Below are 22,592 nucleotides of genomic sequence, written 5' to 3' on the forward strand. Positions count from 1 at the left end.
TGGAAAATATAGGAGTAGAGGATTGCCTGGAGACCATGTACCCGTCAACATTAATAAAAAAATAATATATATGTGACATCAATCAATAGTCTGTTAAGTTTTTGTGGTTTGCGGCGTAATAGACATTTGGTAGGCCGAAAAGCTCCAAATGTTCTTTATTTAACCCGTTGGTTGAATTAAATTAGAGCGAATTTGACTTGCCCGGTAGGCCTATAGAAATGCACTCCCAATAAATTTAAATGTATTTGGAGGTTGGAATAATAGCACACCTAGAGGACACGGGATAGTTACAGGACCGACTATCATTGGTTTCATCACTGGTGCATGGGAAAAAAATAAAATTGAAAAAGGAAGTCTCAAGATTAGCTGAAATCGATAAACCTTTACAGTCAGTATACCCAGATTTTTCATAACTTGCGGAGTAAGATCGCTTTATAATGGTGCATATTCCGTCATAAATGAATTGTGGGCTAATTATAGAATGTCCGCCATTAAACTTAATTTTACGAAACATGGTCTAGAAAGGGCCTTAAGCCTTGGCTTTACAGAAAAACGAATCAAAGAGATTATATATTATGGGAAAAAACGTTCCAATACGCAAAAGGTGGAAAATAAATACAAAATTTACTTATAAAGACAATATCGTTATATTAAACCATAATGGAAACGTAATAACCACTTTTAGTAATTTTGAAGGGGCGGGTAGTCTTCCAAGAGGATATTTTAAAGGATTTTGATCATGGAAAGAGTTGACAAATTAGTTAATGACATATTAAAGAAATGGAATCCATTAGAGGTTCCATCCGAAATAGCTGAGGATGAGTACTCTTCATATGTTACATTTATAATGAAATACTCCCAAAATATAAATAGTATCTATTTATGCCCCAAAAAAATATTGACTGATTATATGGATATGGAAATTTCGAATCTCGAGGACGATGCAGAATTGGAACAAATTGCCAGAAGCATATATGAGGCGGTCTTGAGCGATGATGCATTTAAACAGACTATAGAATAGATGCTTTGTACCAGACTTTTATGAGGAGATGGTAGCTTTCGATATAATACAAAGAGCTTCATGGTTAATTTACAAAATATCGTACGTTATGAAACATCAAGTTTACTTTTTGCCATTTGTTGTTTTTTATTTACTGATGTCTGGTTGCTCAATAAAACGAAGCGATACAGAAGAAGTTACCAATGACACTATAGTATGTAAGAAGAAAATTCAAGACCACCTTGTTAGGTATTGTACTTATGAATATTTTATAATTAATAAAGGTGACACCTCTGCATATTCATTTATATTTAGATCAGGACGCGCTTATCCTCATGATTGTAACATGGAGATTGTGAACTGGCCAAGGTACAAGCAGTATTTGATACCAAAAGATACTATAATATCTTGCTATGAACCAAATTATAAAGACTTTTTAAAGGAAATGGATTTATGTTTAAACGTCGCATTGAATGAGAAAGATTCTATAAATCTCAAACATATAGTCTTTCGCCTTGTTAATTGTACGGATATAGCTATTGAAACTTCAAATTTATTTTACAAGATGAGGAGAAAAGATCTTACTCATCAGAATATCTTAGATGCTTTGCAAAAGACTTCATTAAAAGAAGATTTCAATAGAATCCTTAAAAAATACAATTTACATATTGCGGACGAGAACTGTTATGAAGAGATATATCTTGTAAAAAAATCAGACTTCCTGAATATTAGTAACTATTCTAATAAAAAAGAAGTACCAGATTCCATCTTAGATGTAAACGTCAGTTTAAATATTGCTCATATGTGATCCAATCATGACTTCTGAGTGATTTAATCCTCCTCAGGGTAAGGGTCATTGTGGAACAAACGGCAGTTTGAGTCACAAAGACACACCTTGCCAGTATAAAGAAATGATACTTTTGTTGTTGGTATTACCTCCCAATATTTCCTGACCAAAGTTAAGACTGATCGACTTATTAGCTTCTTGACTTATCGACTGAGTTAAGTATGTAGTTTAATGAGTGAGTCAATTTTGACCTGAGCTAAAACTAACTTACTGACCATCTGACTTATAGATTTACTTTATTCTTGATTATACTTTGTAAACGAGGGTGTGGCGTATTGAATGTTGGTAGGTAGTGGGGGGCTTTGGAATAGGGTTTTCCCTACGGTTTTATCGGGAAAATCCCCGCTGCATGAAAGTTTTGTTTGCTATCTTTGTAGTGCTGGAAAACGGGCCTGAAGATATTATTTGAGTCGTGTCCTGGCGTTAAGCTGAGGTCTGTTGGGTAGGCTTGACAGACGAAAATTCGGATTTATAAATACAAGAAACATGAGAAGAGGTTTGGTTACAGCTGTTTGTGCCACGGTGCTGTTGAGTAGCTGCGGCACTTATACGGGTAGCGGTGCTTATACTGGCAGTACCCTTGGATCCGTTTTGGGAAGTGCTATTGGTGGTATCAGCTATGGCGCCCGTGGCAGTGATATCGGCACGATTGTCGGTATGGCGGGTGGTGCCATCGTGGGTGGCGCCATTGGTGCGCAGGCCGACAAGAAGCGTCAAGCCGATTTGGAACAATATCAACGCGACAAGGAGGAACGTGCTTATCAGCGTAAGCAGCGCCGACAGCGCCAAAATGAACAGCGCGACGACCGCAGCTCTAATTACGAGCAGCAGGGCAAGGCGTATAGCGGCTTCGATGAAACGAATAGTGGTGACGACCGCTTGTACGATTTCGAGGGCAGTGATTACACGGGTGATTACAGCGCACAGAAGCCCACCACCCATCTACCCGAGTCGTCAAGTGTGGAAAAATTGGCGAAGGGACTCAGCTATACCCCGGCCATCGAGATTCGTAACGCTCGTTTTGTAGACGACAATCAAGACAATGTCATTTCGCGTGGTGAAATCTGTAAGGTGATTTTTGAAGTGTACAACCGTGGCACTCAGACCTTGTACGACATCCAACCAACAGTGGTAGAGATGTCTGGCAATAAGCATCTGTCTATTTCACCCAGTCTGCATGTGGAGAAAATCGAACCGGGTGCAGGCATTCGGTACACGGCAGTGGTTCGCGCCAACAATAAGTTGAAAAAGGGAACGGCTAAGATTTGTGCGTCTGTCGTACAGGGAAACAAAGCCATCTCGAAGGTTTGCGAGTTTAATATTCCGACAAAGAAATAATCGAAAACCAGTCATCTATCGCACCATTGCAGTTCTCTTCCAGTTAGACAACATACTTATATTAGCCCGATGTGGGCAAGTAAATGCTGAGCAACAATTGTTGTTCGGCATTTTTAATGAGGGTAAGAAACCGCATTAGCGGCCTCGTTTGTGATGAAAGTGATAGCCAACGCCCAACATGAGGTGATTGGGTGTTTTGAAGTCGTATAAGCTATAACCGATGTTGAGGAAAACAGAATGCGCTACATCTACCTTCAAAGCCAGTGTTTGATACCATCCTTTGAGTTCGGCATGTGCATTGATGAGATTCTTTCCCATGCCCGCATCGATGGTGAAATAAGGCATTACAAACTCAGCCCTGGCAGAAAGCCCGAGAGACATTTGTCGGATGGCGGACGGACTCACAACATGATCCAGGTCGTTGTGCGATTCATTATAGGCTACGGCGTAGTCTTCAATGTACAGATTCGAGCTGCTGTCGTACACGCCATCCAGCGAAATGCCGGCATTGAACCAGTGATTCAGGTTGTAGAGCGGGGTGAAGTTGAAACCTATCACGCCGTATCTGTCTGGCAAAGCTACGGGATTGCCATCCAAATAGATGCCCTGTTTGCGCCAGGCGCCATAAACCAAAAGGTCGTAGCTGATGTGCTTGTTGAACGGCGGAATGGCTCTTTTCGGAATCAGTTTGTCATTTTTACGATTCAGGTAGTAGGCCAGACTGACGCGTCCGCCTAAAATGTTGAGCCCGGCATTGGGTATTGAGGTGTTACCATTGGAGTAGTGGGAAAGTGAAATGCCTGCGTTTAAGTCCAGATGGTTGGAGAGTCGCCACCTCAGATAGAAGTCGGCGTCGATATAGGCGGTCACTTTTGATCCTATGACCTTATTCTGTGGGTTGGTTTCCTGATTGTAAGGATGCCAATTGAAGGTAAGCCCCAGGTTCCATTCATAATTGAGCGACAGGCTGGAGGTGAATCTCTTGATGGGCGCACCCTGAAAGATAAAAGCCGACAGCGGGTTCCCCAATTGTGGATTCAGGTTGTGGTAAGCCAAACCAATGCCTTGGTAAGCATCCTTGTACGTCTGTGCTTGCACACTGGCCTGTGGCATCTGAAAGGCATATTTCAGGCGAGTGGTGAAGGCATGGTTCATCGTTCGTCGCTCATCGTTAGCCCCTTTGAGGTACGGGTTGGTGTGCAAAATGGTCGATGGAACAACGTCCCATTCCAGTCGGTGAATGGTCTTCTGCTGCACTTGCAAGGTGTCAGCATCTTCTGCATGAACACTGTTGGCAAAAAGAGCAATCCATAGAATGCTCAATGAAAGCCTTGTACCTGTCTGAAAAATGAGTTTCATGATGCGATGATGATTACAGCAACAAAAATAATGAAAATGATTGGTTGTGGCAATAGAATGGAATTAAAAATCAATTTACCGTAGTCACTGCCGACATAAATGGAGGGTAGGGCGGTAGTAGCTTTGCTGTTGGCTTTGTGTGGCGTGTTAAATAATGCTAACAAAGAGCATAATAAGCGAAAAATAGTTGGTGGATATGCCTTTTGATACATATATTTGTGATATCAAAATAATATCAATAATCAACAAAATTATGGAAAACAAAGAGTTTACTTTTAAGGGAATGAAGGTCAACGGATTCGTCATGTTATTCGTGTTTATAGCCATTTTCGCCTTGGGTGTGTTCCTTATTTCGGCTGGTGTCGACTCTTCGGATGGGCAAATCGGGGCAGGTGTGAGTCTTTGCGTCACAGACTTGATCTTATTGATGGGCTTTGTGCAGATAGAACCCAATGAAGCTCGGGTGATGATGTTCTTCGGAAAGTATCGCGGAACCTTCTCGGAAGTGGGTTATTATTGGGTCAATCCATTTATCAGTACGAAGAAATTGTCTCTCCGTGCCAGAAACTTGAACGCCGAACCCATCAAGGTTAACGATAAAATTGGCAACCCTGTGATGATTGGGTTGGTGCTGGTTTGGAAGCTGAAGGATACGTATAAGGCGATGTTCGAAATCGATTCGCAGACCATGGCGCAAGGTCTTGGCATCTCAGTGGGTAAGGATGTGAGCAGCATTATGCGGGCTTTCGAGAACTTTGTGATGATACAGAGCGAGGCAGCCCTACGCCAAGTTGCTGGTCAGTATGCCTATGATAACAACGAATCCAATCAAGAAGAACTGACCTTGCGTGGTGGTGATGAGTCTATTAACAAGGAGTTGGAAATGAAGTTGGCCGAAAGATTGGAGATGGCCGGTATCGAAATCGTTGAGGCTCGTATCAATTATCTGGCTTATGCGCCCGAGATTGCAGCCGTGATGCTGCGCCGTCAGCAGGCATCTGCCGTCATTATGGCCCGCGAGAAGATAGTAGAAGGAGCGGTATCGATGGTGAAAATGGCCATAGACAGGCTTTCCAGTGAGGGCGTTATCGATCTTGATGATGACAAGAAGGCGGCAATGGTAAGCAATTTGATGGTGGTTCTCTGTGGTGATGATACGGCTCAACCTGTTGTTAACACGGGTACGTTGAACATGTAAGGCGAATGGCAAAGAAAGAAAACAAGAATAAAAGTTTCATTCTGCGTATTGATTCAGACACGATGGACGCGGTAGAGAAATGGGCTGCCGATGAGTTTCGGTCTATCAACGGCCAACTGCAATGGATTATCAGTGAGGCTTTACGCAAGAATGGGAGACTCAAAAAACGAAAGATGCAGGTGGTGGAGGAAGATAAGCCAGATGAAAGCGCTGAAGATCCGACTACCTAAGCATCCTATGTCTTTGCGGATGGATGGCTGTTCGTACCTTCATTCATAATCCGTAATATGGGTAGACTCACACGCAATGGCTGATTCGAGAAAATAAACATGCCGAAGAAGGAAAACCCTCTTCGGCATGTTGGTTTAAATGCGCTTGTGTCGTATGCTTTACTTCTTCAGCTTCAGGTCGGTATTGGTACCTTCTCCTGCTTCTTCAAACTTGTCGGATACCAGACGCAGTGTCTGATCGTCCAACTGAAGGAAGGTTATTGAATCCATTTTTTCTGACTGTACGCGTACATAATTCTTGCCGTTGTTCTCAATCAGTCTGGCTATACCAGTAGTGCGAGCCATGGTTTCTTTACCCTTTGGGGTAACAGCTACCTGCTCGTAAGCAAACTCCTTGATGCTGTCTCCGTAGATCGAAAGGCTGTACTGGTACGTACCATCAGCGGCAGGACCCTCACCTTCGTAAACCAGTGTGTCGGCTACAACCGTAGTGTCGGTTGCCAAAGAATCTGTACCCTCTGCATTGGCTGCTTTCTTACCATTTTGCTGACACGCAGCGAACATAGCTGCGGCAGCGAACATAAATACTAACTTTTTCATATTTTCGTTTGTTTATAGAATAATATGAAGATAACTCTTTTTCGATGTTTATATTGTAGCTGCGTGTGATAATATTTGTAAAAAACGAAAAGCCACCCGACCTTACCGGCAAAAATGCGTATCTTTGCCGATGAAACTAAGCATAGGAGAGGCAAGAAATGGGAATCAACGTAGCTGATATCAAGGACAAACGAATCGCTGTGCTGCTTTCGGGCGGTGTAGACAGCTCGGTTGTGGTGTACGAATTGGCGCAAATGGGACTGCATCCCGATTGTTTTTATATCAAGATAGGCCCCGAGGAAGCCGAAGAGTGGGACTGCTTGTCGGAAGAAGACCTGGAGATGGCTACTGCCGTGGCTGCGAAATACGGTTGCAGGTTGCAGGTTGTTGATTGTCATAAAGAGTATTGGAGCGAGGTAACAAAGTACACCATGGAGAAGGTGAAGGCGGGTTACACGCCTAATCCCGACGTGATGTGCAACCGACTCATCAAGTTTGGAGCCTTTGATGCAAAGGCAGGTCATCAGTATGACTTGATTGCGACGGGTCACTATGCACAAACCGAGGTGATTAACGGCAAGAAGTGGCTCGTCACCAGTCCTGATCCAGTGAAAGATCAGACCGACTTTTTGGCTCAGATATACGACTGGCAGCTCAAGAAGGCCTTGTTTCCCATTGGGCATTATCAAAAGAATGAGGTACGCGAAATTGCCGAGCGCGAGCATCTTGTCAACGCCAAGCGCAGGGACAGTCAGGGCATTTGTTTCCTGGGACAGATTGATTACAACGAATACCTGCGCCGCTATCTGGGTGAAAAGCATGGCGACGTGATAGAATTAGAAACGGATAAGAAGATTGGTGAGCACCGCGGATTGTGGTTTCACACCATCGGTCAGCGTCACGGCCTGGGCTTTGGAGGCGGTCCTTGGTTCGTGGTGAAGAAGGATGTTCAGGCCAACGTGCTCTATGTCAGTAGGGGATACGACCCCAAGACGGCCTACAAGTCGGACTTTAAGGTACACGATTTCCATTTCCTCACCGAGCCTTTGGATATGGAGCACATAACATTCAAAATCAGACATACGCCCGAATATCATCCGGCAACCATAGAAAAGACGGCTGAAGGCTGTTATACCGTTCATGCCGCACAGCCCATCCACGGCGTAGCACCCGGACAATTCTGCGTGGTATACGATGAACAGCATCATCGTTGCATCGGTTCTGCTGAGATTACCGTATAGGTTAAAACAGCTTGTGTTTTTCCTTCGTGACACATGGCTTTTTGCCCTTCCGCACCAATCACATTGACTTTGGTGGCCAATAGCATTGACTTTGGTGGGCAATAGCATTGACTTTGAAGGCCAATAGCATTGACTTTGGAGAGATAAGTTAAGGTTGTTGATTTTCAGATAGATAGCTATCTGTTATCGTGCGTTTTGACTAAGGGGCGACACATAGCGTAGGGATGTTTCTATTAACTGGTCGATACGCTTTCTTTGGCGTAGGAAGGAAATCGTTTTGATGAGCCACACGAAAGTAAACAACCGCTTTTTCTGGATAGATGATAGTGTTGATGAAAAATGATTTTCATGCGAATGGTTGTGAATTTTTATCAACAAAAGTAAGAGATTCGTAACATATTAGTTGAATAAGTATGCTAAGAATAGTGTCAATTTGTAAGCTGAAAACAAGATAATCGAGGATTTTGATGGATTATCCTTTCTGTTACGTTGATTTTTTCTACTTTTTTATGTTTTTTCTTGTGCGTCTTGTTAATTTGTACTAACTTTGCAATTCATTTTAGTAAATAATTATTTTTAACGCAAGAGAGAAATTATGGAGAAAAGACTTGGGATGGTTATGGTCGGCCTGTTCCTATGCATAGGAATGGTCTTTGCCCAAACCAAAATTACTGGAACCGTAATCTCCGGTGAAGACGGTGAACCCATCATTGGCGCGTCAGTGCTGATTAAAGGGACTACCGTTGGCGGAACGGTCACTGACATTGATGGTCACTTCACCTTGAACACAGCTGAAGGCACAACCATTGTGATTAGCTATGTGGGTATGGAGCCCCAAACGCTGAAGGCGAAGAATGGAATGAAAGTGACGCTGAGGCACGACCAGAAATTGGTCTTGGACGAAGTTGTTGTTACGGGTATGACCAGTACAGACAAAAGATTGTTTTCCGGAGCCGCTACGAAAATTGATGCCAAGGAGGCGAAGATTAGCGGTATGGCTGATATCAGCCGCTCGCTGGAGGGCCGTGCGGCCGGTGTAAGCGTGCAGAACGTATCAGGTACGTTTGGTACGGCGCCCAAGATTCGCGTGCGTGGTGCCACCTCTATTCACGGTAGCTCAAAGCCTTTGTGGGTGGTAGACGGCGTGATTATGGAGGACGTGGTGGATGTTTCGGCAGAAGATTTGTCATCGGGAGATGCCAACACGCTGATTTCATCGGCCATTGCTGGACTGAACTCAGACGATATTGAGAGTTTCCAGATATTGAAAGATGGCTCGGCTACATCTATTTATGGTGCGCGTGCGATGGCTGGTGTCATCGTCATCACCACCAAGAAGGGTAAAGCCGGACAGTCGCACATCAGTTATACCGGTGAATACACCATGCGACTCAGGCCAACCTACAGCACCTTCAACATCATGAACTCGCAAGACCAGATGTCTATTTACCGCGAGTTGGAGAAGAAGGGATTCTTGAACTATGCCGAGACGGCCAACGCCATGAACAGTGGCGTGTATGGTAAGATGTACCAAATGTTGTCGGAATACAACAAGGAAACTGGTCAGTTTGCCCTGGCCAATACGGAGAAGGCAAAGAACGCCTATCTGCGCGCGGCCGAATTTAGAAACACCAACTGGTTTAAGGACTTGTTCTCAACAGCCATCATGCACAACCACTCGGTGAGTATCTCGGGCGGTACAGAGAAATCGCAATACTATGCTTCACTCTCTGCCATGTTTGACCCAGGATGGACCAAGCAGAGTAAGGTGCAACGATACACGGCTAACATCAACACCACTTACAACCTCAACAAGCATTTTGACATCAATTTGATTGGAAATGCCTCGTACCGTAAGCAACAGGCACCGGGAACGTTGAACTCGGATGTTGACTTGGTGACTGGTGAGGTGAAGCGCGACTTCGATATCAACCCATATTCCTATGCGTTGAACACCTCGCGTACGTTGGATCCAAATGAATATTACACTCGCAACTTCGCCCCATTCAACATCTTCCATGAGTTGGACAACAACTATATGGATTTGCATGTGTCCGATTTCCGTGTGCAGGCCAGCATCGACTACAGGCCTATTCAGAAATTGAAGATTACCCTGTTGGGGTCGGCTAAGAGTTCTTCCACCTCTCAAGAACATAACATTCTGGACGAATCGAACCAGGCCATGGCTTACCGTGCCATGCCTACGGCCGCCATTCGTGACAAGAACCCCTTCTTGTACAAAGATCCAGACAATATTTATGCGCTACCTATTTCCGTGTTGCCTTACGGTGGTATCTACGAACGTCGCGACAACAGGTTCTTTGGATGGGACACACGACTCTCAGCCAGCTACAACGACGTGTTCAACGATACGCACATCGTGAACCTCTACGGAGGTATGGAAACCAACTTCGTTGACCGTAAGTCAACCTGGTTCCGCGGTTGGGGTTTGCAATACAGCCAAGGCGAAGTGCCACTGTATGCATACCAGGTTTTCAAAAAAGGTCAGGAGAATGGTTCTGATTATTTTACGATGGACAATTCCCACATTCGCAGTGCGGCATTCTTTGGTACGGGTACCTATTCTTATAAAGGACGTTATCAGTTGACTGGTACCATTCGTTACGAGGGAACCAACTATTTGGGCAAGGCTACCAGTGCACGCTGGATGCCTACATGGAACCTTTCGGGTGCTTGGAACGCACATGAGGAAAGCTGGTATGAGGGCTTGTTCAAGGATGTGTTGACACACAGCACGTTCCGTGTGAGCTACTCGCTGACCGGTGACCGTCCTGCCATCACTAATGCCCTGCCTATTTTCCGCAGCTCCAACCCATGGCGACCCTTCACCAATGTGCAGGAACCGGGATTGGATCAGGTGTTAGGTAATTCAGAGTTGACCTATGAGAAAAAGCACGAGCTGAACTTTGGTTTCGATTTGGGCTTCCTGAAGAACCGCATCAACCTGAGTGCCGACTTCTATTGGCGTAACAACTACGACTTGATTGGCATCGCCAACACCGAGTTGTATGGTCCGCAGTATGCCAACGTGGCATCCATGAAGTCGAATGGTATGGAATTCACGCTCTCTACTACCAACATCAAGACGGAGGACTTTACTTGGAGTACCAACCTGATCTACTCGCATTCGCACAACGAGATTACCGAACTCAATGCGCTGTCTCGCGTCATTGACATGGTTCAGGGAACAGGTTTTGCCAAAAAGGGCTATCCCGTTCGCTCGGTGTTCTCTGTTCCTTTCCGTGGATTGAACCGCGAAGGATTGCCAACCTTCCTCGATCAAAATGGTAATGTGACCACCACGGGCATCTACTTCCAGGAACGTGATCCGGAAAAGGTGAAGTTCTTGAAATATGAAGGATCTGCTGAACCTACTGACGTAGGCTCGCTGGGCAACATCTTTAAATACAAGAACTGGACGCTGAACGTGTTCTTGACCTACTCGTTCGGTAACGTGGTGCGTCTGGATCCGGTGTTCTCCAACGAATATGACGACCTCTCGTCTATGCCTAAGGAGTTCCGTAACCGCTGGGAAGTGTCTGGCGATGAGCGAAAGACCAGCATCCCTGTGATAGCAAGTGCGCAGCAGAATAGGTTCGACAGAAACCTGTCTTATGCCTACAACGCATACAACTATTCGGATGCGCGTATCGCCAAGGGAGATTTTATCCGCATGAAGGAATTGTCTTTGGGCTATGATTTCCCAAATAGCGTGCGCAAGTTCCTGAACGTAAATACGCTCTCCTTGAAGCTTCAAGCCACCAACCTCTTCTTGCTCTATGCAGACAGCAAGCTAAACGGGCAGGATCCTGAATTCTTTAATACAGGTGGTGTAGCCGTTCCGGTACCAAAGCAGTTCACACTCACACTTAGATTAGGACTCTAAAATACAGCAAAGATGAAAACAATAAAAATAACATATACAGCATTGGCCTTGACATTCTCGGCTCTGACATTGTCTTCGTGCGACGAGTATCTGGATACCATGCCGGACAACCGGACGACCATTGATACAGAGAAGAAGGTGGCCAATCTATTGGTGTCAGCCTATCCTCATTCCTCTAATCTGTTGATCAATGAGACGATGTCGGATAATGCTGACTATTATGGCGACAAAAACCCAAACGGTAACCGCTTTGGCGACCAGGTATACTTCTGGCAAGACGTGACAGAGGGTGACAATGAGTCGCCCATGAAATTTTGGCTATCTTGTTATGATGCCATCGCAAGCGCAAACCAAGCACTGGCATCCATTGAAGAAATGGGTGGTGCCAAGACAGAAGCATTGCAGACCTCCAAAGCAGAAGCATTGCTTTGCCGGGCATACGCACACTTCTTGCTGGTCAACGAATTCTGCATGAACTACAGTGAAGGTAGTAAAGCGTTGGGTATACATTACTCTGACAAGGTGGAAAACATCACCGAGAAACACAATCGTGGTACCGTTGCTGAGGTCTATGCGCGTATCGAGCAAGACTTGAAAGAGGCACTTCCCATCGTGACGGACAATTATACCGTACCGAAGTACCACTTCAACAAGAGGGCGGCCTACGCCTTCGCTACCCGTTTCTATCTCTATTATGAGAAATGGAACGAGGCTGTGAAGTATGCTGACATGTGTTTGGGCAGCAATGCTGCAGCAACTCTTCGTGACTGGAAGGCCATGAGTGAGATGATTTCTGATCCAGATGCCATCTCACAGCATTATGTTGCAGCAGATGTCGCTGCCAATTTGATGATGAACACACATGTTTCACAACTGGGTCTGTACTTCGGTCCGTATCTTTTGTACAAGCGTTACGCACATGGCGCATACGTTTCCAGCAACGAAGACTTTGAGGCAACTAACGTTTGGGGCAGGGGTGGATTCTATTATCAGCCGTTTTCGCGCAGAGGTAACAATTTTGATGTAGTGCAAATATGGAAGTTGCCTTATCTGTTCGAAATTGAAGACCCTGTTGCGAGGACCGGTCTTCCCCACACGGTGAATGTGGTTTTCACAACAGACGAAGTGCTGTTGAACCGTGCAGAGGCCTACATCATGCTCAAACAATACGATAAGGCTGCGGCCGATCTTGACATGTGGATGCATAATATTGTGAAAACTGATGTGACGTTGACACCAGAAAAGATACAGAATTTCTATAAATCGGTTCCCTATTCTTATGATGATGCTACAAAGATGGCGTCGACCGTGAAGAAACATCTGCATCCGGCCTTCGCCATTGACGCAGAAGGGTCTGTGCAGGAAACAATGTTGCAGTGTGTCTTAGGCTTCCGTCGTATGGAAACTCTTCATCAGGGCTTGCGCTGGTTTGACGTGAAGCGTTACGGTATTGAAATCGTTCGCCGAACCATGGGGCCCGATGGAAAGCCAGCTACGTTGACAGATGTGTTGAAGAAGGATGATAATCGCCGTGCCGTCCAGATACCATTGGACATTCTTCAGGCAGGTGTTGAGGCTAATCCACGTTAATTTAATAAATATAAATTCGAATATGTATATGAAAAAATATATAGTATGCGCGTCGCTTTGCCTTGTATGCTTAGGGTTTGGTTCCTGTTCAGAGGACAAACTCGAGGCGGAAAGTGTCATCGTTGACTCAAACGTAAAGCAGACTGACTTCGATAAATGGATCAAGGCAAACTTTACTGATCCTTATAATATAGTGTTCAAGTATCGGTATGAACACAACGAAACTGACATGAACTATTACAACGTGCCTGCCGACTATGAGCAAGCTGTGAAACTGGCGCACATCGTGAAATATGCCAGCATCGAGGCATACGACCAAGTGGCAGGTGTGGATTTTACCAGAACATTCTTCCCCAAGCTATTCTATGCGACAGGCGAGTTTGAGTATCGCAACGATGGTACCATGATTTTGGGTACAGCAGAGGGCGGAAAGAAAATATTCTTGGCCGGAACAAATCATTTGAATAAACTTTCTACAACGGTTGAAAGTTTGAACACATATTATCTGCGTACCATTCATCACGAGTTCACGCACATTTTGAATCAGACGAAGAACTACACAGCTGAGTACCAGAAGGTGAACGGAAATCTGTATATCGGAGACGCATGGAGCTCGGAAAAAGGAGCGACGGGTTATCTGCAGCGTGGTTTCATCACGGCTTACTCACAGATGGAGGCTCGTGAAGACTTTGCCGAGATGTTGTCCATGTATGTCACCAACACGCCAGAGCAGTGGGCAAAGTGGATGGCAGAGGCTGCCAAGGATCCTAAGACAGGTAAGAAAACTCCCGGTGCTGAGCACATTGCCAAGAAGCTGGAGATGGTAAGGGTCTACATGCGTGATGAATTCAACATTGATATCGATGCGCTTCGCGATGAGATTCTGCGTCGTGAGGGGGATGTCATCAATGGATATGTGAACTTGACTGATTTGAAAATAGATAAGTAAGAGGAGACCATCATGATGAAAACAAATAAAATATTGACAGGCTTGTTCTTGATGCTTTCAGCACTGCTGTTCCAGTCGTGCTTGAAAGATCAGGAGGATGTGTTTGACGAGTCATCAGCCGCTCGTATGGAAAACTACCTGAATGAGGCACAGCGTGTGTTGATGAGTTCTGAGAATGGCTGGGTACTTGAATATTATCCTGAGACTCACCGCAAATATGGCGGCTTCACTTATACATTGAAGTTTACCAAGGATGAGGCTGAAGTGAGATCTGAGATTAATCCAGATGCGAAGGAAACCTGCCTGTATGCCATGAAGACAAACAATGGGCCTGAGTTGTCTTTTGACACCTATAGCCCGATGATGCACTTCTTCGCAACGCCTTCGTCCGGCTTGTATGAGGCCTATGGCGGTGATTTTGAGTTCGTTATCGACAGCATCGGGCAGGATGCCATCAAGTTCCATGGCAAGCGCTCACAGAATGTGATGTACATGCGTCGCCTGAAAGAGAGTGCCGCAGCCTACCAGAAGAAAGTGGTAGACGTGGGTGATAATTTTAACCTTATTGGCTCTGATGGCACTATCGGCAGCAAGAAGGCTCATTTTGAATATGATGTTGTTGCCCGCCAGCTTACCATCATAACGGATACTGACACCCTTAAAACGGCCTACAACTATACGGACAACGGGTTGCGATTGTACGAGCCACTGATGGTCAATGGCGTATCGGTCTCCGAGTTGACTTACTCCAAGGAAAAACTCTCATTGGTTGCTGACAAGGTAGATTTGGCCAAAGGCTGGCAGAATCCGCAGGCAGTCGTTGATGAAATTAAGAGCATTGGTTCGGATGATGAGGCCTTCAGCCGTACCTATCGTAACATTCCCAAGCTGGGTGAATTCAAATTTGTTACGGGTGCCGACTGGGTAAACGTGACGACCAACGGAAACGACCTGACTGTTAGTATGACTCCAAACACTACTGGCGACGTTCGTTCAACCGAAGTCGTTGTTGTGAATGGCAATTACAAATCATCGTTCGTCGTGACACAATGTGAGGTTGGCGATGTGACTGGCAACTATGCATTCATTTATAAGGACAATAAAGGAAACAAAAAAATGACAAAGGCATCGCTGTCTGTATCCGGCAAGGATATGAAGTTTACTTTCATGGACCTTGAGGATAAAAAGACTTACAGCATCCCTGCGGCCTTTGATCAGGCTACTGGCTCGTTGAGAATACAAGGTGGAAACCTGGGCAAGTTCAACTCTACCTATTATATGATAGGTGTTCTCTTGTTTGGCGAAAGAAGTCAGGGGACATGGGACCCCCATGCCTACATTTCAGCACCGTTCCAGCATGACGAGAAGGACGGTACCTATGCCATCTTCGGAGGAAAGGTTAATGATTATCCCATTGAAGGACTGCTACTCTTTGCTTCTGAGATTGAAACACCAAAGTCTTTGTCAGATATGGCTGGCTTCCTATTCTGGTTCGAATCGCCTATCATTGTCAAGATGAAGGACAAGGGGCAGCCTGCCAAGAGTTTCTCTGGACTGGAAGGAAGAATGCCTCAGGTAATGCGTTCTTCCATACCAGCATCTATCAAAATGATCGAAAAATAAATAAAGCAACATGAAGAAAATATATAGTTTCCTGCTACTTGCGGTCTTTACATTGACTTTTAGTGCATGTAGCGACGATCATGATCAAGTTGGCAGCGAGTATTCTCGCGAGTCTTCTGTCAAGGTACTCAGTTCTAACCTTGTGTTCTCGGCTGCTGCCGGTACTGGTACGTTGGTGTTTGAAGCACCTTCAGCAGCTACCGTGTCGGTTGATGCCCAATGGGCTTCGGCTGTGGTCAACGGCAACAAGGTTGATGTGAGCGTTAAGAAAAACGCCAAGTTGGAAGGGCGTTCGGCACTATTGACCATCAAATGTGGAGGTGATTCCACGCAGGTTACCGTTCAACAACGTGGAATGATGTTCAAATACGGTGGTAAGACTAATCAGTTTATTTATAACGATGCTGCCGGAACCATCAACATCCCAGTGAAGAATGAAGGGGCTAATCTCTCCATCAAGGGGCTTGATTGGGCAGAGGCAAGTATCAGTGATGAGGCCATCAACATCAAACTGTCTGAGAATAAGTCGGGACATATCCGGTCTGGCCTCATTAAGTACACTACTGGCCCTTATACAGATTCAATCTATGTGTGTCAAGGAGAGAAGAAAGACATCGTCAACAAGACCTACAATCTGGGTGGTTACGATTTGTCTAAGATTACGGAGAATACGAAAAGCATAGATGAAGTGTTTTCTGTGAAGAAGGTGATGGTGGTTGAAGTGAAAGGCCAGTTGCTGATTTATTTCCCTGATACCAACTGGATTTTACCTATGACGCTCGATGAGGGCTCGTTGAGTTTCGACATTAACGCTGGTGAACGCATGGGTATGTATTACAATTACTACCATGTTTTCTCAGGTGTTGTTGATTATGCATACCTGGCTTCCTTCTTGAAGAACGAGATAGGTTTTGCGTTTGCAAGCTCAGATTCTAAGTTGAGTATCTCTGGCTACTTTGACTATAGTGATAAACAAAACGCAACAATCGCTTTTATGGGTGACAACATATTTAATGATGCCCTTATTAAGCAGTTGATTAAAGATCCGACGGCTGAGTACAATGCCAATGCATTGGGCTTCTTTATCTTCAATTCCAATAAGGTAGCGAAGAATAGTTACCAGGGCATGGAATCTCTTTATTATAAGCCTTTCATGTTGGAGATTACACCAAAGTCAGCCAAGGCTGCCGTTCTCGAATTTGGCAAGTCTGCCAATCAAGACGAAGTTTCCAAGCAGGCGGTTCTCGAGAAAGTGAAAAAGCAGCTTCGTAACCACACGCTATCTGGTAAACTTCCATCAGAAATTGGTAAGGTTTTGAGGTAGTCGCTGAGTAAATTGTTTATATAAAGCCTGGTTTGAATTTGTTCAAGCCAGGCTTTATGATTGTACAGCATCCGTAAACAACCTTCAATCTGTCGCTCAGAGTGGCTATCTGTGTTCTTGTTATTACACCCAAGTGCTGCTCCAAGGTTGACTTCTTGCGCGTTGACCCCGTCGCCGTACGTTCCGTGTGAGGTGTAGTTACATGTTGCATGCTCATCTATATGCATGGTTGCATGTAGATGAGCATGAAAGTTGCTTTTGTGATGAAAGTCTAATGGGCATTGATGTGTGTGCTAATCGATAGGGGTGTGAAAGTCATTTGTAGTAAATTCTAAATGGGAAAAATGAGTCTAAGATTTGCAAGATTGTTGATTTATTTCAAAATTTACAAGTTGTGAAATAGAAAAAATATGGCACCTGTCAGCTTGTTTTGAGGCGTTGAAATGTAAGTAACAAATAAGAAATGAGGCAATTGCATGCTTTTTAACGTGCTGTTTGCATGATTTGTCTTTCATATTTACATGCAATAGTGAGGCAAAAGCATAGAGGTTGAGGGTCAAACTGCATGCTTTTGAAAATGAAAAGCAATGCTATTGGAGATTGATGCCTGACAGTAATCAGTAACATCTTATATGATAGCGAGATACGAAAACGCTCAAAATATGCGTTTTTCCGGTCAGTCCTTCCTTTGGTTGCAAATATGCGAGTATTCAGAAGGCTTGTCAAGATATTTCGTTGCTTGTCAGTCGCTGCGCGTTTATCACGACGTTTCCAGTGGTCATGTCTTCCATCCCCTTTTTTTGTCCCGCTCACGATTGTCACCGCGTGGCAGGGCCGTTTACTTTTGCCCGTTACCTCTTCCCACCGAATGTTGTGACGTGCCTTCCTGTGCCGTTAGCGTTGCCGTTTCGAGTCGTTCCGTTAGCGAGGGTGCGGACGCTGCGGTTTCAGCCCGCGCCACCCTTTATCCTTCTAAAAGCGAGAGGGGGCAGCGAGTAATGAGGAATAAACTGTTGAAAAATGTTAAGTCAGGAGTAGATATTATAATTATGGTTATAATTCACGCTGTTTCAGCAGTTGGTTGCTTGTTTTCAGCAATTTATCGCTAACTTTGTAATTATTACAAGCGGCGGGTCATGCATTCGTTGCGATACATAACAATTTAATAAACACGATACAGATGGAATCAATAATCAACGCACAAGTACCTGAGTTTAAGGTTCAGGCATTTCAACAAGGAGAGTTCAAGACAGTTTCTAACGAAGACATCAAGGGCAAATGGGCCATCTTCTTCTTCTACCCGGCCGACTTCACTTTTGTTTGTCCTACAGAATTGGTAGACTTGGCAGGCAAGTACGAAGAATTAAAGAAGATGGGCGTGGAGGTGTTCTCCGTAAGTTGTGACACCCACTTTGTACACAAAGCATGGCACGACACATCTGACAGCATTAAGAAGATTAACTACACCATGCTTGCTGACCCATTGGCCGTGTTGGCAAAAGGCTTTGGCGTTTACAAAGAAGACGAAGGTGTAGCTTATCGCGGCACTTTCCTGGTAGATCCAGAGGGCAAGATAAAGGTTGCAGAGATTCAAGACAACAGCATTGGCCGCAACGCCGACGAGTTGGTACGCAAGGTATCAGCAGCACAGTTTGTGGAATCTCACCCCGGTGAAGTGTGTCCGGCTAAGTGGAAGCAGGGCGAAGAGACGCTGAAACCAAGCATCGACCTGGTAGGAAAACTGTAAAAAGATACAAGAACCAAACTTGACCGGTAGCTGAAAGAAAATGCCTGCGAACCAAGTATCGTTGTTGTTTTCTCCAGCTACCTTTTTTTTATTCCTTTTGCATTTCTGCAAGAAACGCAAAGAAAAACAAACTACCCTCACATAATAAGTTATAGCACAATGTTAGATACAACCATCCTACAACAGGTTAAAGATGTCTTCAAAGACTTAACCCACCAATATACCTTCAAAGTAACGGCGCATCCGCAACATGAAAAAGCCGCAGAACTAAAAGAATTCATCAACGACTTTGTTTCCACATCCCAGCTTTTTAAGGCACAATTTGTGGAGACCGATGACATGACCATCCAGTTCTCCTTGCTGAAAGACAATGAAGAAACAGGCGTGATGTTTCGTGGCATACCCAACGGTCATGAGTTCACGTCGCTTCTTTTGGCTGTCCTGAATGCCGACGGCAAGGGCAAGAACCTGCCCGACGATGCCATTTGCAGGCGCATCCAGCGTCTAAAGGGAAACATCAAACTGCAAACATACGTCTCGTTAACCTGCACCAACTGTCCCGACGTGGTACAGGCGTTGAATGTCATGGCGCTAATTAGTCCAAAAATTACGCACGAAATGATAGATGGCGCCTTGTTTCAAGACGAGGTAGAGCGCTTGAATATTCAAGCTGTCCCAACGGTATATGCCAACGGAGAGTTATTGCACATTGGACGAGGCAGCTTGGGAGAGCTGCTCACCAAACTGGAAGACATGGTTGGCAGCGAAGAGGATGAGAACCAAGAGCCGGTGGAACGCCGTTACGATGTCGTAGTTGTGGGAGGTGGACCCGCCGGAGCGTCGGCAGCTATTTATTCCGCACGCAAGGGTTTGCGGGTGGCTGTCGTGGCAAGCCGCATCGGTGGACAGGTGAAAGATACGGTTGGCATAGAAAACTTCATATCCGTTCCCAAGACAACAGGAGCGAAGATGGCCGACAATCTCCTCGCACATCTCAAGGAATACCCCATAGACGTGTTTGACAACAGAAGGGTTGACAAGGTGTTGTTTGATGAAAAACTAAAACAGGTACATGTAAAAGGCGGTGAGATATTTATCTCACCTGCGGTCATCATTGCCACAGGCGCAAGTTGGAGAAAGCTCAACGTGCAAGACGAGGCTAAGTATATGGGGCATGGTGTACACTTCTGTCCCCACTGCGACGGTCCTTTCTATAAGAACAAGCATGTGGCAGTGGTTGGCGGAGGCAACTCTGGCGTGGAAGCGGCCATCGATTTGGCGGGCATCTGCAAAAAGGTAACCTTGCTCGAATTTGGTGAGACCCTACGGGCTGACACCGTTTTACAAGAAAAAGCGAAGAGCTTGGGTAACGTGGAAATATTCACCATGGCACAAACTACGGCCATCGTGGGCGACGGGCAGAAAGTAACCGCCATTCGTGTGAAGAACCGCAACGATGATGAAGAGCGTGACATAGCAGTAGACGGCATCTTCGTACAGATAGGATTGGCGGCCAATGCCGACCCTTTCCGTGAGGCTCTTCCGTTGAATCAACGTCACGAGATAGAGGTGGACAACTATTGTAGGACTACCGTGCCTGGAGTTTATGCCGCAGGAGATGTGACCAACGTACCTTATAAACAAATCATGATTGCCATGGGTGAAGGTGCCAAAGCTGCTCTTTCAGCCTTTGACGACAGGATTAGGGGCGTAATATGACGGCTTATTCAATATTTCGTGATAGAACTTCAATATCATGCTCTGTTGCATGATTATGGAAAAACTAAAAAAGAAATCTATTTATTTTTATGTGTTTATTACACAAAGGCTTCAGTAGTAAACACTATTAACTAAATTGTATCACTATAAAAAAACAAAAGAAACATGAAAAATTTAATGATTACAGGATTAAACGAGAACAAAGTTAACGGAGTGGTTAAGGGATTAAATCAATTGCTTGCCGATTTGCATGTTTACTATATGAACTTACGAGGCTTACATTGGAATGTGCAAGGCAAGGGCTTCTTTCAGCTTCATGCAGAATATGAGAAGCAATACAACGATACGGCTGAAAAGATTGACAGCGTTGCAGAACGTTTGCTGCAATTAGACAGTAAACCAGAAAATCGCTTCAGCGAACTGCTAAAAGCGGCTTCTTTGCAAGAGGAGAACGACAAGGTTACCGATACTGATGGCATGCAACTAATTTTAGACACGTTAAAAGTGCTGATTGCTCAAGAACGTGCCATTATTGCAGCAGCCGAAGAGGCCAACGATGAAGTGACTATTGCTTTAATGGATGACTTCTTGGTAGGTCAGGAAAAAGCGGTTTGGATGGTAAATGCTTACTTGGCATAACCGCATCGACAAGCAGAAAAATATGAAAAGAGGAGACGGTAAACCGTTACCATAAATATATAGTAACAGATATAATTTATGTTTGTCATCTTTTGATTTCTTTTTATGATAGAACAAGTCGGAAATCAATAAGACTGACAGATAGATTCAGCCTGAAGGAAAGTACAGATAAAGCCGTCTCGCTTTTCTCGTACAGTAGGGATGGTGTTCCGTGCGGGAGCCATCCCTTTTCACAGGGCCGTGCGTGAGTAGCCTGTCCGGATGGCTTTATGCTAATAGGCCGCGCGGTATTTGCTGTCATCCTTATCTTCCAACATGTTGAGATAACTCTGATAGCGGCTTGCGGAGATGTAATGATTCTCAACAGCTTGTATCACCGCACAGCCAGGCTCGTGGGTGTGAGTGCAGTTGTTGAATCTGCAATCTTTTGAAAATTTGAAGATTTCCTTGAAATAGCTTGTCAGTTCTTCTCGCTCGATGTCAAAGGTTCCAAAGCCTTTGATGCCCGGTGTGTCAATCAGGTAGCCACCTTCTGTTAGTTCTATCATCTCACTGAACGTGGTGGTGTGCATGCCTGTGCCGTGCGCGTTGCTGATTTCGGCCGTACGTTGGTCGGCGTGTGGGATGATGGCGTTGATGAGCGTTGACTTGCCAACGCCGCTATTCCCGCTGACCAGCGTTACCTTTTGTATCAGGAGTGATTGCAGCTGCGTGATGCCCATGCCCGTCTCGGCCGATATTTCCACACACGGATAGCCGATGGTTTCGTACAGTTCTACCATTTGTTGTTGGTAGCGGCGTTCGTCATCGTTGAGCAGGTCGGTCTTGTTGAACACCAACACCACGGGTACCCGATAGGCTTCGGCCCCGGCAAGGAAACGGTCGATGAACGTAGTGGATGTTTCCGGTTGCTTGATGGTGATGACGAGTAGGGCCAGGTCGAGGTTGGCTGCGATGATTTGGCTTTGCTTGGAGAGGTTGGACGCTTTGCGTATGATGTAGTTCTTGCGGTCGTCAATGGCGCTGATCAGTGCCGTTCCCCCGGCGTTCATGATGATGTCAACATAGTCGCCCACTGCCACGGGACTGGTGCTGCGGATACCTTTCAATCGAAAGTTACCCTTCACCTTGCTTTCTACGATGCGCCCGTCATCGGTCTTGACGGTGTACCAGCTTCCTGTGTTCTTGATAATGAGGCCGTGCATGGATGAATGTGGTTTAAAGCCTCACCACCAGCCCCTCTCCAAAAGAGAGGGGAGTGGATAGACTTTTATGCGGTTG

The 22,592-nt window shown here is 45.2% G+C and carries 17 protein-coding genes; 14 read left to right on the forward strand and 3 right to left on the reverse strand.

Features of this window, described 5'->3' with window-relative positions; translation table 11 throughout:
- The first annotated feature begins 739 nt into the window (after positions 1-739).
- The 3 genes from HMPREF1254_RS11455 (at position 740) to HMPREF1254_RS05480 (ending at position 3,185) form a co-directional block, all read left to right on the forward strand.
- Positions 740-1,021, forward strand: coding sequence for a hypothetical protein (locus tag HMPREF1254_RS11455; RefSeq protein WP_051331284.1), 282 nt, complete (start codon positions 740-742; stop codon positions 1,019-1,021).
- A gap of 88 nt (positions 1,022-1,109) precedes the next feature.
- Positions 1,110-1,808 (forward strand): hypothetical protein, encoded by a 699-nt coding sequence (locus HMPREF1254_RS05475; protein WP_155945425.1) that lies wholly within the window; start codon positions 1,110-1,112, stop codon positions 1,806-1,808.
- Positions 1,809-2,333: 525 nt separating this feature from the next.
- A complete protein-coding gene (locus HMPREF1254_RS05480; protein WP_023057651.1) occupies positions 2,334-3,185 on the forward strand; it encodes a glycine zipper in 852 nt (283 codons plus the stop codon).
- A 135-nt stretch (positions 3,186-3,320) separates the two neighbouring features.
- Here HMPREF1254_RS05480 and HMPREF1254_RS05485 read toward each other — a convergent pair whose 3' ends face one another.
- Complete coding sequence (locus HMPREF1254_RS05485; RefSeq protein WP_023057719.1) at positions 3,321-4,544, reverse strand: acyloxyacyl hydrolase; 1,224 nt, start codon at positions 4,542-4,544, stop codon at positions 3,321-3,323.
- Between the two features lie 253 nt (positions 4,545-4,797).
- On the opposite strand from HMPREF1254_RS05485, the gene HMPREF1254_RS05495 reads away from it, so the two are divergent.
- Positions 4,798-5,742 carry an SPFH domain-containing protein gene (locus tag HMPREF1254_RS05495; protein WP_023057631.1) on the forward strand — a complete coding sequence of 315 codons (945 nt, stop codon included), beginning with the start codon at positions 4,798-4,800 and terminating at the stop codon, positions 5,740-5,742.
- Between the two features lie 5 nt (positions 5,743-5,747).
- A complete protein-coding gene (locus HMPREF1254_RS05500) occupies positions 5,748-5,972 on the forward strand; it encodes an Arc family DNA-binding protein (protein ID WP_023057650.1) in 225 nt (74 codons plus the stop codon).
- Between the two features lie 159 nt (positions 5,973-6,131).
- Here HMPREF1254_RS05500 and HMPREF1254_RS05505 read toward each other — a convergent pair whose 3' ends face one another.
- Complete coding sequence (locus HMPREF1254_RS05505) at positions 6,132-6,572, reverse strand: hypothetical protein (protein WP_023057638.1); 441 nt, start codon at positions 6,570-6,572, stop codon at positions 6,132-6,134.
- A gap of 158 nt (positions 6,573-6,730) precedes the next feature.
- Between HMPREF1254_RS05505 and mnmA the strand changes: the two genes are divergently transcribed.
- From mnmA to HMPREF1254_RS05550, 9 genes are all read left to right on the forward strand, one after another.
- A complete protein-coding gene (gene mnmA, locus HMPREF1254_RS05510) occupies positions 6,731-7,813 on the forward strand; it encodes a tRNA 2-thiouridine(34) synthase MnmA (RefSeq protein ID WP_023057659.1) in 1,083 nt (360 codons plus the stop codon).
- Between the two features lie 595 nt (positions 7,814-8,408).
- Positions 8,409-11,720 carry a SusC/RagA family TonB-linked outer membrane protein gene (locus HMPREF1254_RS05515; RefSeq protein WP_036891098.1) on the forward strand — a complete coding sequence of 1,104 codons (3,312 nt, stop codon included), beginning with the start codon at positions 8,409-8,411 and terminating at the stop codon, positions 11,718-11,720.
- A 12-nt stretch (positions 11,721-11,732) separates the two neighbouring features.
- Complete coding sequence (locus tag HMPREF1254_RS05520) at positions 11,733-13,310, forward strand: RagB/SusD family nutrient uptake outer membrane protein (RefSeq protein WP_023057675.1); 1,578 nt, start codon at positions 11,733-11,735, stop codon at positions 13,308-13,310.
- 28 nt (positions 13,311-13,338) lie between these two features.
- Complete coding sequence (locus tag HMPREF1254_RS05525; protein WP_036891108.1) at positions 13,339-14,259, forward strand: zinc-binding metallopeptidase; 921 nt, start codon at positions 13,339-13,341, stop codon at positions 14,257-14,259.
- 12 nt (positions 14,260-14,271) lie between these two features.
- Positions 14,272-15,882 carry a DUF4302 domain-containing protein gene (locus HMPREF1254_RS11460; RefSeq protein WP_023057626.1) on the forward strand — a complete coding sequence of 537 codons (1,611 nt, stop codon included), beginning with the start codon at positions 14,272-14,274 and terminating at the stop codon, positions 15,880-15,882.
- A 10-nt stretch (positions 15,883-15,892) separates the two neighbouring features.
- Positions 15,893-17,206, forward strand: a complete 1,314-nt coding sequence (locus tag HMPREF1254_RS11465; RefSeq protein ID WP_023057639.1) for a BACON domain-containing protein — start codon at positions 15,893-15,895, stop codon at positions 17,204-17,206.
- A 1,180-nt stretch (positions 17,207-18,386) separates the two neighbouring features.
- Positions 18,387-18,953 carry an alkyl hydroperoxide reductase subunit C gene (gene ahpC / locus HMPREF1254_RS05540; RefSeq protein ID WP_023057672.1) on the forward strand — a complete coding sequence of 189 codons (567 nt, stop codon included), beginning with the start codon at positions 18,387-18,389 and terminating at the stop codon, positions 18,951-18,953.
- 159 nt (positions 18,954-19,112) lie between these two features.
- Positions 19,113-20,672 carry an alkyl hydroperoxide reductase subunit F gene (ahpF, locus tag HMPREF1254_RS05545; protein ID WP_023057700.1) on the forward strand — a complete coding sequence of 520 codons (1,560 nt, stop codon included), beginning with the start codon at positions 19,113-19,115 and terminating at the stop codon, positions 20,670-20,672.
- A 165-nt stretch (positions 20,673-20,837) separates the two neighbouring features.
- A complete protein-coding gene (locus HMPREF1254_RS05550; protein WP_023057695.1) occupies positions 20,838-21,311 on the forward strand; it encodes a Dps family protein in 474 nt (157 codons plus the stop codon).
- Between the two features lie 272 nt (positions 21,312-21,583).
- Here the strand turns inward: HMPREF1254_RS05550 and rsgA are convergent, their stop codons facing one another.
- A complete protein-coding gene (rsgA, locus tag HMPREF1254_RS05555; protein WP_023057646.1) occupies positions 21,584-22,516 on the reverse strand; it encodes a ribosome small subunit-dependent GTPase A in 933 nt (310 codons plus the stop codon).
- Between the last annotated feature and the right edge of the window lie 76 nt (positions 22,517-22,592).

Origin of the sequence: Prevotella sp. BV3P1 (genome assembly GCF_000479005.1) — a bacterium.
Lineage (GTDB): Bacteria > Bacteroidota > Bacteroidia > Bacteroidales > Bacteroidaceae > Prevotella.

Coding starts and splice junctions, on each gene's coding strand:
- HMPREF1254_RS05515 (WP_036891098.1), top strand. CDS start 8,409: ATGGAGAAAAGACTTGGGATGGTTATGGTCGGCCTGTTCCTATGCATA.
- HMPREF1254_RS05480 (WP_023057651.1), top strand. CDS start 2,334: ATGAGAAGAGGTTTGGTTACAGCTGTTTGTGCCACGGTGCTGTTGAGT.
- HMPREF1254_RS05520 (WP_023057675.1), top strand. CDS start 11,733: ATGAAAACAATAAAAATAACATATACAGCATTGGCCTTGACATTCTCG.
- HMPREF1254_RS05500 (WP_023057650.1), top strand. CDS start 5,748: ATGGCAAAGAAAGAAAACAAGAATAAAAGTTTCATTCTGCGTATTGAT.
- ahpF (WP_023057700.1), top strand. CDS start 19,113: ATGTTAGATACAACCATCCTACAACAGGTTAAAGATGTCTTCAAAGAC.
- mnmA (WP_023057659.1), top strand. CDS start 6,731: ATGGGAATCAACGTAGCTGATATCAAGGACAAACGAATCGCTGTGCTG.
- HMPREF1254_RS11460 (WP_023057626.1), top strand. CDS start 14,272: ATGATGAAAACAAATAAAATATTGACAGGCTTGTTCTTGATGCTTTCA.
- HMPREF1254_RS05550 (WP_023057695.1), top strand. CDS start 20,838: ATGAAAAATTTAATGATTACAGGATTAAACGAGAACAAAGTTAACGGA.
- rsgA (WP_023057646.1), bottom strand. CDS start 22,516: ATGCACGGCCTCATTATCAAGAACACAGGAAGCTGGTACACCGTCAAG.
- HMPREF1254_RS05505 (WP_023057638.1), bottom strand. CDS start 6,572: ATGAAAAAGTTAGTATTTATGTTCGCTGCCGCAGCTATGTTCGCTGCG.
- HMPREF1254_RS05525 (WP_036891108.1), top strand. CDS start 13,339: ATGAAAAAATATATAGTATGCGCGTCGCTTTGCCTTGTATGCTTAGGG.
- ahpC (WP_023057672.1), top strand. CDS start 18,387: ATGGAATCAATAATCAACGCACAAGTACCTGAGTTTAAGGTTCAGGCA.
- HMPREF1254_RS11465 (WP_023057639.1), top strand. CDS start 15,893: ATGAAGAAAATATATAGTTTCCTGCTACTTGCGGTCTTTACATTGACT.
- HMPREF1254_RS11455 (WP_051331284.1), top strand. CDS start 740: ATGGAAAGAGTTGACAAATTAGTTAATGACATATTAAAGAAATGGAAT.
- HMPREF1254_RS05495 (WP_023057631.1), top strand. CDS start 4,798: ATGGAAAACAAAGAGTTTACTTTTAAGGGAATGAAGGTCAACGGATTC.
- HMPREF1254_RS05475 (WP_155945425.1), top strand. CDS start 1,110: ATGAAACATCAAGTTTACTTTTTGCCATTTGTTGTTTTTTATTTACTG.
- HMPREF1254_RS05485 (WP_023057719.1), bottom strand. CDS start 4,544: ATGAAACTCATTTTTCAGACAGGTACAAGGCTTTCATTGAGCATTCTA.